This window comes from Candidatus Syntrophosphaera sp. (assembly GCA_019429425.1).
Classification (GTDB): Bacteria; Cloacimonadota; Cloacimonadia; order Cloacimonadales; family Cloacimonadaceae; genus Syntrophosphaera.
Map to the genome: position 1 here is coordinate 1 of JAHYIU010000099.1, position 8,067 is coordinate 8,067.

General features: G+C 56.0%; 10 protein-coding genes. 1 reads left to right on the top strand and 9 read right to left on the bottom strand.

Annotated features, from left to right (window positions below; genetic code table 11):
- Positions 1-435: 435 nt before the first annotated feature.
- The gene (locus K0B87_08735) at positions 436-1,080 is read left to right on the top strand and encodes a hypothetical protein (GenBank protein ID MBW6514823.1); all 645 of its coding nucleotides are present in this window, start codon (positions 436-438) and stop codon (positions 1,078-1,080) included.
- A gap of 146 nt (positions 1,081-1,226) precedes the next feature.
- On the opposite strand, the gene K0B87_08740 is transcribed toward K0B87_08735, so the two are convergent.
- The 9 genes from K0B87_08740 to K0B87_08780 form a co-directional block, all read right to left on the bottom strand.
- Positions 1,227-1,913, bottom strand: coding sequence for a hemolysin III family protein (locus K0B87_08740; GenBank protein MBW6514824.1), 687 nt, complete (start codon positions 1,911-1,913; stop codon positions 1,227-1,229).
- Positions 1,903-2,487: a nicotinate (nicotinamide) nucleotide adenylyltransferase gene (nadD, locus tag K0B87_08745; protein ID MBW6514825.1), complete on the bottom strand. Its 585-nt coding sequence runs from the start codon at positions 2,485-2,487 to the stop codon at positions 1,903-1,905. The genes K0B87_08740 and nadD overlap by 11 nt, the downstream gene beginning before the upstream one ends.
- The gene (gene bamD / locus K0B87_08750; GenBank protein ID MBW6514826.1) at positions 2,484-3,206 is read right to left on the bottom strand and encodes an outer membrane protein assembly factor BamD; all 723 of its coding nucleotides are present in this window, start codon (positions 3,204-3,206) and stop codon (positions 2,484-2,486) included. The genes nadD and bamD overlap by 4 nt, the downstream gene beginning before the upstream one ends.
- Before the next feature lie 17 nt (positions 3,207-3,223).
- Entirely contained in the window at positions 3,224-3,799 is a 576-nt protein-coding gene (locus K0B87_08755) for a hypothetical protein (GenBank protein ID MBW6514827.1), read from the bottom strand.
- Complete coding sequence (ybgF, locus tag K0B87_08760) at positions 3,800-4,948, bottom strand: tol-pal system protein YbgF (GenBank protein MBW6514828.1); 1,149 nt, start codon at positions 4,946-4,948, stop codon at positions 3,800-3,802.
- A gap of 22 nt (positions 4,949-4,970) precedes the next feature.
- Positions 4,971-6,389: an aminopeptidase gene (locus tag K0B87_08765; protein MBW6514829.1), complete on the bottom strand. Its 1,419-nt coding sequence runs from the start codon at positions 6,387-6,389 to the stop codon at positions 4,971-4,973.
- A gap of 22 nt (positions 6,390-6,411) precedes the next feature.
- Entirely contained in the window at positions 6,412-6,894 is a 483-nt protein-coding gene (locus K0B87_08770; protein MBW6514830.1) for a transcription elongation factor GreA, read from the bottom strand.
- Positions 6,894-7,703, bottom strand: coding sequence for a hypothetical protein (locus K0B87_08775; protein ID MBW6514831.1), 810 nt, complete (start codon positions 7,701-7,703; stop codon positions 6,894-6,896). Before K0B87_08775 ends, K0B87_08770 begins: the two co-directional genes overlap by 1 nt.
- A gap of 95 nt (positions 7,704-7,798) precedes the next feature.
- A partial coding sequence (locus K0B87_08780; protein ID MBW6514832.1) for a hypothetical protein occupies positions 7,799-8,067 on the bottom strand: 269 nt, incomplete at its 5' end.

The following is an 8,067-nucleotide window of genomic DNA, read 5'->3' on the forward strand; positions in this document are numbered from 1 at the left end:
GACGGGTCACCCTTCCTTGACGGCGTTAATCACTTCTCTATCCACTGTCTATCACTTGTCTATTGTAGACAAGTGATAGACAGTGGATAGTCAAGTGATAGGCAGGGTGAAGGGAGGGTGACCCGTGGGATTGTAACGAAATTCCCAACAAATCGCCTGCTGGCAAAAGCACTGATTGGTCTAATGCAGCGCAGCTTCATGCCCATATGCAGGGTGCAGCAGTCAGCCTCTGTTCCCGGGGCCAGGTCTTGACGCGGATATTGCTTGCTTCTTTCATGGAGATATTTGCCATCCGTCAAACTTACATCCGGCGTAACAATCTCTCTCCGATACAGATGGCATTACCCCACAAAAAAACGTAAAATATAATTTGGCAGGGCTGGCGTTTCTGCTTACAGTATGGGTATCACATACTAAAATACTAGGAGATACAAAATGAAACAGATAATAAAGATAACTTTACTGATGACGGCGGCGCTGCTTGTTTTGACAGCCTGTTCCGACAATTCGCAGATGACCCGTCCCGAAGATACCGCCCAGATCATCCCGGCGGACATGGTTTACGCTTCCTATCAGGTCCCCAGCCACAAAGGCCCCGCGCCTGAGATCGATTCCAACAACCCCCAATGGCTTGAACGCAACGTTGAAGCCGGCTACATGTTCGTTTCCAATGACAATTCCAATCTTTTCATATCCTATTACCTGTTCGACGGATGGCAAATGTCCGACATCCGCCTGTTCGTTTCCCAATCTTTCGCTGACCTGCCCAGGGACGGAAATGGCGTGCCCATCCCCCTGGATTTCAAATACCAGAGTTCTCTGGATAACTGTGAAAATGTGTTCACCTACACCATCCCGTTGGCCGATCTGGGCTTGGGACGGGGCGACAGCTTCGCCCTGGCCTCACAAACCGTAGTTGGCGACAGGGCACCCGGTCCCGTGACCGTCTGCAATTCCCGCCAGGCCGATTCCGAATGGTGGTTCGTGGGCCAAGGCAGGGTGCGGACGAACCTGAACGGCCCGATCACCATGGAAAGGGTGAGCCTGCCCGCAAACTCCGGCCAGACGGCTTGGATGTAAGGCTTGTGAACTGATCGCCCGTAAGAGATAGTCAAAATTCCGGGGCCGGATTTGGATCGAATGATCTGAACCGGCCCCAGATCTTTTTTGGGGTGAATGGGTGAACCCCTCCGGGGCCAAACCAATAAGTTGGAAAGAGAGGCGGGTCAGGCCACCAGGCCGAGCATGGCAAAGAAATGGCAGATGCTGCCGGCGAGCACGAAAAGATGCCAGACCGAGTGGTGGTAGGGCATTTTTTTATAGGCGTAGAAGACCACGCCCAGGGTGTAGCAGGCCCCGCCGGCCGCCAGCCAGATCAGGAAAGCCGGGGTCATCTGTTCCCGCAGTGGCTTGATCGCGATCAGGGCCATCCAGCCCATCAGGATGTAGATCAGCACGGAAAGCTTTTTAAGCCGGCCGATGGTGAAGATCTTGAGGTTGATGCCGGCGATCGCCAGGGCCCAGATCACTCCAAACATCGTCCAACCCCAGGCCCCGCGCATGACCCCGATGGTGACGGGAGTGTAGGTTCCCGCGATCAGCAGGAAGATCGAGCAGTGGTCGAGGATGCGGAAAAAGCGTTTGACCCTCGTCTGCGGAAAGGCGTGGTAGAGCGTGGAAGCCAGATAGAGGGTGATCAGGGTGGCGCCGTAGATGCTGAAGGAGACGATCTTCCAAGCGTCGCTCTGCCTGGCTGCGAAGACCACCAGAATCACCAGCGCCGCGATACTCAGCCCCACCCCGGTGCCATGGGTGATGCTGTTGGCGATCTCTTCGCCCAGGCTTTGTTTGGTGCCCAGGGGAACGCGGTCCAGCCAGCGTATCCGGTCCCGGCTCCCGGATCTAATGGGCATGTTTCTTCACAATCGGCTTATAGAGAGAAACGACCTCTTCTTCGATCGCTTCGGGAACCAGCCCGTGAATCGATTTCCCGGTCCAGACGCGATTGCGCACCTGGCTGGAGGATTCATAGGTGGGCTCGATCTCCAGGACCTGATGCCTGATCATTTTCAAAACACTCTCCCGCAGGGGATAACGGTGACGGGGGATGATCAGAAAGCTGAGGTTGTCGCGCAACCAGGCAAAATCGTGCCAGCTCTCCAGCCCGCCGATGTTGTCCGAGCCGATCACCCAGAGGAAATCCTTGTCCGGATGTTTGGCATACAGGCGCTTCATCAGGTCGGCGGTATAGCCGCTGCCTTCGGAATCGTCAGGCCAGGCTTCCATGCCAGGTTCGAGGACCGACTGCACGAGCCTGAAGCGGTTGGCAAAATCGAGCAACACCTTGTCTTGTTTGAAGTTATGGCGCGCGTTGGGCAGGAAAACGACGTTTGAGGCGGCTCCTAACTCCAGGATCTGGCGGGCGATGTGCAGATGGCCGTTGTGAATCGGGTCAAAACTGCCTCCCAGCAAGGCGTAACAGTTCATTTGAAGATCCTGGCCAGTTTTTTGCTTTCCTTCGAGCCGGGATACTTGGTCCTCAGAGCGTCGTAGGCCTCGCGGGCCGGTTCGTGCAGCTGCTGTCTGCGGAGCAGCAGAGCAGTATAGTAGAGGGATTCGCGGTCCAGGCGGTCACTATTCCCCAGTTCCGTCACCTCCCGGAAATACATCAGGGCGGAGCTGTAATCCTTCATCTTGAAATAGATGTAGCCATTGAGGAATTTCTTCTCGATCAGCTTGTACTGGGCTTTCTGGCTGTACTGAAGGGCCTCATCGTACCTGGCGTCGGTGGGGTACTTGCCGATGAATTTGCGAAAGGCGTCGATGGCGTGCAGGGTTTCGCTCTGGTCGTAATGGGCCGAGAGGGATTCCTCGAAGAGGCAGACCGCGGTGCGGAAGACTGCAGTGCTCACTTCCGGATGGTTGGGAAAGGCGTCTGCGAATTCGGAATAGGCAAGCCTGGCGTCAGTGAAGCGGTTCAGCCTGAAATAGCTGTCTCCCTGGCGCATCAAGGCATGGGCTGTTGAGGCAGAGGCGCGTTCGAAATAGACCTCGCCATAGAGTTCCGCGGCCCGGGCGTATTTTCCCCTGGCGAAGAGCTCATCCGCCCGGAGCAGTTTTTGTTCGGTGTTCAGAAAGGTCTTGTTGGATGAGCAGGCTCCCAGCACAAGCAGCGCCAGGAGAGGGATCAGAGCATATATTTTCATTGGGGGGGGATCCTTTGTCATTCGGTGGTCCAAAGCAGATAGATGAGGGATGCAAGGGCCGTGGTGGCCAGAACGGGTTCGAACCATTTTAGGGTGCTAAGAGGCTGGTCATTCGATCCGCTGGCACGGTCCATGAAAGAGAGGCTGTCGATCCGCTCCAGACGGTTGCCGGGCAGGGTTAGCTGCCTCACCTGGAAAGTGTGGAGGGGATAGCGCTGCCTGTGATAGGAAAGGAAACTTTTACGCTCGACGGTGGTGCCGCCCAGTTCCATGGTCACCCTCACCAGGTTGAAGCTTGCCAGTGCATGGGGCGCGAAACCCGACTGCCACAGCGAATCGGCGGTAAAGGAATCAGGCCCGTCCGGATCACGTTCACGCAGATCGGCACCCTTTTCCAGCAGCAGCCTGCGGATCCTGAAATCCAAAGCGGAGGTCAGATCTCCGGCCTGGACTTCCAGCAGGATGGGGCTGCCGATATCGATGAGTTCAACGATCCGGGCGCTGATCAGGTCCGGTTCCATCGGGGGAAGGTCCTCGGCCAGGCAGAGCTGGCAAAAGGCCAGAAACAGGAGCAGGAGCAGAAACCTGGGCATCTATTGCCGGGACCTGTACAGATATTTATCCACTACCTTCATCTGCGGATAGGCGGGATAATCGGTTTTTAGCTTAATCAGGACATCGGTGGCAGCGCTGTTATTGCCCAGGCGATACTGGGTCATCCCCACCTTGAGCAGTGCGTCCCAAGCCTTTTTGTGCCTGGGCCAGCCATCCGCCACGGCCTGGAACTGGCGCAACGCTTTGGCGTAGTTTTCCGCCGCGTAGTAGTTTTCACCGATCCAGTAATGGGCATTGGGGGTCAGTTCCCCTTCCGGATAGAGCTGGAGGAATTCTTCGAAGAGGAGGATGGACCTTTCATGATTGCGCTTGTAATATTCAGCCAGGGCCACCTGATAGCGCTTGTTCATGGCATGGGCCCGCTCCGGATCGAGGGTTTGCACCTGCCTGACGATCTCCTCGCCCAGGTCTGTGGTCAATTCCGTGAGCCCGCCGCTCACCTGGACCACACGTTCCCGGATGCTGTCCAGGCCCGCTTTCTGCTCCTCCCGGGCGCTTCTGATGTCTGCTTTAGCGGCCTCCAGATCGGCCTCGAGGCTGGTGAGACGGCCCAGGATGCCGCTGAGAACGGATTGCTGGGTATAGCGGTCACCGGTGCCGGCCACATCCACGCCGCTCATGGTGGCGGCGATCGCCTGGACTTGATTGGCCAGGTCGCGCAAGGTTTGTGCGAGTTGCGTGCATTCCTCTGCCAGAAGAGTCAGTTCATATTTGGTGGCAAAATAGGCCGATTCGTCCTTCATCCTTTCCAGGAGCTGCATGTATTCCTCGAAGTGCTGGTCGCCTTCGGGGGGCACGAACCTGCGCGGGCGGTCGGGTTTGACGCTTCCGTCCAGTGATTCATAGAGCCGGTAATTGACGTCTGCAAGTTCGGCCTCCATGTGGCTGACGCTGGCCGCGGTGGCATCGATCTGGGTTTGCATGGTCGAAAGGGCCGACAATTGGGCGTAAACTTCGTTGAGCTGCATGATCAGCTCTTCAATTGACCGGCGGTTCCGATCGATCTCCAGTTTGGCGGATTCCAGTTCAGCGTCACGGGACTGCTTTTCCTCGCTGAATTGCTTGTTACTGACGCAAGCACCCAGGATGAGCAGCATGGTCATTAGCAGCACCAGAAATTTGGTCACGGGAACCTCCTTGAAACAAAGGTTAAGTGGCGATAAGGAACGCTTTATATCCTGCGTAGGTGGAATACAGGTCAGCCTTGCTGCAAAGCTCGTAGAGCGAGTGCATGCCCATCAGGCCGGTCCCGCAGTCGATCACTTCCGCGCCGAGGTTGGCCATGATGTAGGCGATGGTTCCGCCGCCGCCTTCATCGACCTTGCCCAGTTCGCCCATCTGCCAGAAGACTTTGGCGGAATCGAAGATGCGGATCACTTTGGCAGTGAATTCCGCGTTGGCGTCGTTACAGCCGGATTTCCCACCGCTGCCAGTGAATTTGGAGATGCCGATGCCATGGCTGAACAGCACGGCATTCTGGCGCTCGTGGACATTGGGATAGTTGGGGTCCACGGCGGCGGTGACGTCTCCGGAAAGGATCTGGGAATTGATGAAGGTCTGGCGCAGGTTGGAACTGCTGTCCGACTCGCCGTTGTGGCGGAGCAGCCCGGCAATGAAATCCTGGATAAAGACGGAGTGGGCGCCGGTGTTGCCCTGGCTGCCGACTTCCTCCTTATCCGAGAAATAGACCACCATCGTGCGTTTGGGCTTGGCCTCCAGGTTGTCCAGCAGAGCCCGCAGCGCTGTGTAGGCGCAGATGCGGTCATCCTGGCCGTAACCCACCACCATCGAGGAATCCAGCCCCGCGTCCCGGGCCGGGGTCGCCGGCACGAGTTCCAGTTCGGCCGAGATGAAATCCCTTTCGGTGATGCCGTATTTTTGGTTCAAAAGCTTGAGGGCGTAGGCCTTGAGAGCCTCTTTTTCCTCGGAGCCGGGCTCCTGCCTGCCGCTGAAGACAAGGTTCAGCTTCGAGGCGTCGATCGCCTCGGCCAGGTTCTTTGTATACTGCTCCTTGCGGGCCAGATGGGGCAACAGGTCCGGAATGATGAAGACCGGGTCATCGTCCTTTTCACCGATGCAGATCTCCAACACGCTGCCATCCGCCTTGACCACGATGCCGTGCAGGGCAAGGGGTGTGGAGACCCACTGGTATTTCTTGATCCCGCCGTAATAATGGGTGCGCATGCAGGCCATGCCGCTGGATTTGTCCTCATAGAGGGGATTTTGTTTGAGGTCGACCCGGGGAGCGTCGATATGCGAGGCCACCATGTTTATACCCTTGCTCAGAGGTTCCGAGCCCAGGACAGCCATGGCGATGGTCTTGCCGCGGAAGATGGAATAGACCCTCTTGCTGCCTTTCGCGGCTGGCAGGGCACGGAATTTGTGCTCCTTGAGCAGAGCCTCGGTGTAGGCCACGGCCTCGCGTTCGGTCTTGGCCTGGTTCAGGAAATCGCGGTAAGGGCCGGAAAAGGCCAGTGCTTGTTTGATCTGTGACGCGGGCGCGTCCTTCCAAAAGTTCTTGCGCTCATAGAGCAGGCCGGTCTGTTTTTCTTCTTTCTTGGTTTTCAATTTATTCTCCCTGAATTTATTTCTAAAGTATTTCCACTACTCGGAGCTGCCGCTCGCCCATCGGCGCTTTGACCAGTGCCATTTCCCCTGTTTGCTTGCCCAGGAGTGCCTTGCCGATCGGGGACAGAACCGAGACGGGCTGGACTCCCTCCCGGTCGTAGAAATTCAGTTCGTCCACTCCCACAACCTGGTAGCAGATCTCTTCTCCGGTGTCCTGATCCTGGGTGTGGCAGATGGAGCCGAAGCGCACTTTGTCCCTGGGAATGGCACTTATGTCCACCACTTTCAAGTGGGCAGCCCGGCGGCGCAGGTGGTCAATCTCGTGATCTATCTGGCGCTGCTTTTCCCGGGCGGCTTTGTATTCGGCGTTTTCGCTGAGGTCTCCGAACTCGCGGGCGATCATCAGCGCTTTGATCACTTCCGGACGCTCCTCGGCCATCAGGTACTGGATGCGGCGCTGGATCTTGTCCATGCCTTCGTTGGTGATAAACAGGCTCAGGTCCATCAGTAGGCTTTCTTCTTGTGTAAAAGTCTTTGGGCAGCCACGGCAGCTTTCTTGAGCCGGGCGTTTCCACTTTTAGTCCACACTTCCACGATCTTTTCGATCTCCGGATGGTAGAACTGGAGAGAAGAGCAGAGGATCTCAGCGCTCTGGGGATCGCGGCTGTGGTCGTGCTGGCGCCAGATATCCAGGTAGATATCCTCGTCCAGCTTGGCCACGGCCTTGAGCAGGGCCACGTGATCGGCGGCCAATTCTCCCAAAGGCTGCAGCCATTGGTTGACAAAGTGCCAGACCACCTCCTTGCTGAGCCCGGGATCCTTTTTAAGCAGCTTCACCAGCAGGTTGACGGCCTGTTTGCGCAGCAACTCCCGAGGAGACTGGGTCCAGGCGTAGACATTGGGCAGGTACTTTTCCGGCTGTTTGCGCAGCAAGGGCAGCATCACCTTTTCCATGAGGGCGGCCAGGTCCCCGGCAGACGCGTTCTTCATCGCACCTTCCAAGAGGGGAATGTAAACCGCGGGCTTCTTGGCCGTGATCTTGCCCATGATGGCGATGAAGGCCATCTTGCCGTTCTCGCCCTTTTTCTCCCAGATGTGTTTGTAGAAAGGGATGTATTTCTCGTGGTTCTTGCCCAGCTTCTGGACGATGGTCTTGGCGACGTGGACGATCACTTCGGAGGGGATCTTGCCATTTATCCTTTCTGGATAAGCTATGTAAATTATTTCAAAATCATAGTCATTTTTGGGGAGTTTCTTCTCCAAGTATTCCACCGTGTCCTTTTTCAGCCTATCCTTCCAGTCTATGGTCAGCATCATTACTCCTTTTTCATGCAATTCTCTCAGAATGCCAATGAGCCCTGCAGCAGAAAACTGTCAAGGGAAATTTAGTACTGGCATTCCCCCATTTTTTATACCAGCCTGATTTTCAACTGCCATGGTTCGATCAGATCGGCTCTATAAGGTGAGGTGTCGTAGTGTCTGGAGCTACTGAGGCAGTTTTGCATGACCTGACTGATTCGGTAGTACACAAACTGCTGCAGTTTAGCCCAGTCCTTTGCCCTAAAGCAGATCAGCTTCGGGAAAGCCTCTGCAATCTTCACTATGATGTCTTTACATGAGTAGATGAAGTATAGAGCCAGGGTAAGCAACATATTAAGGTTCTTGAGTTTCGTATAGC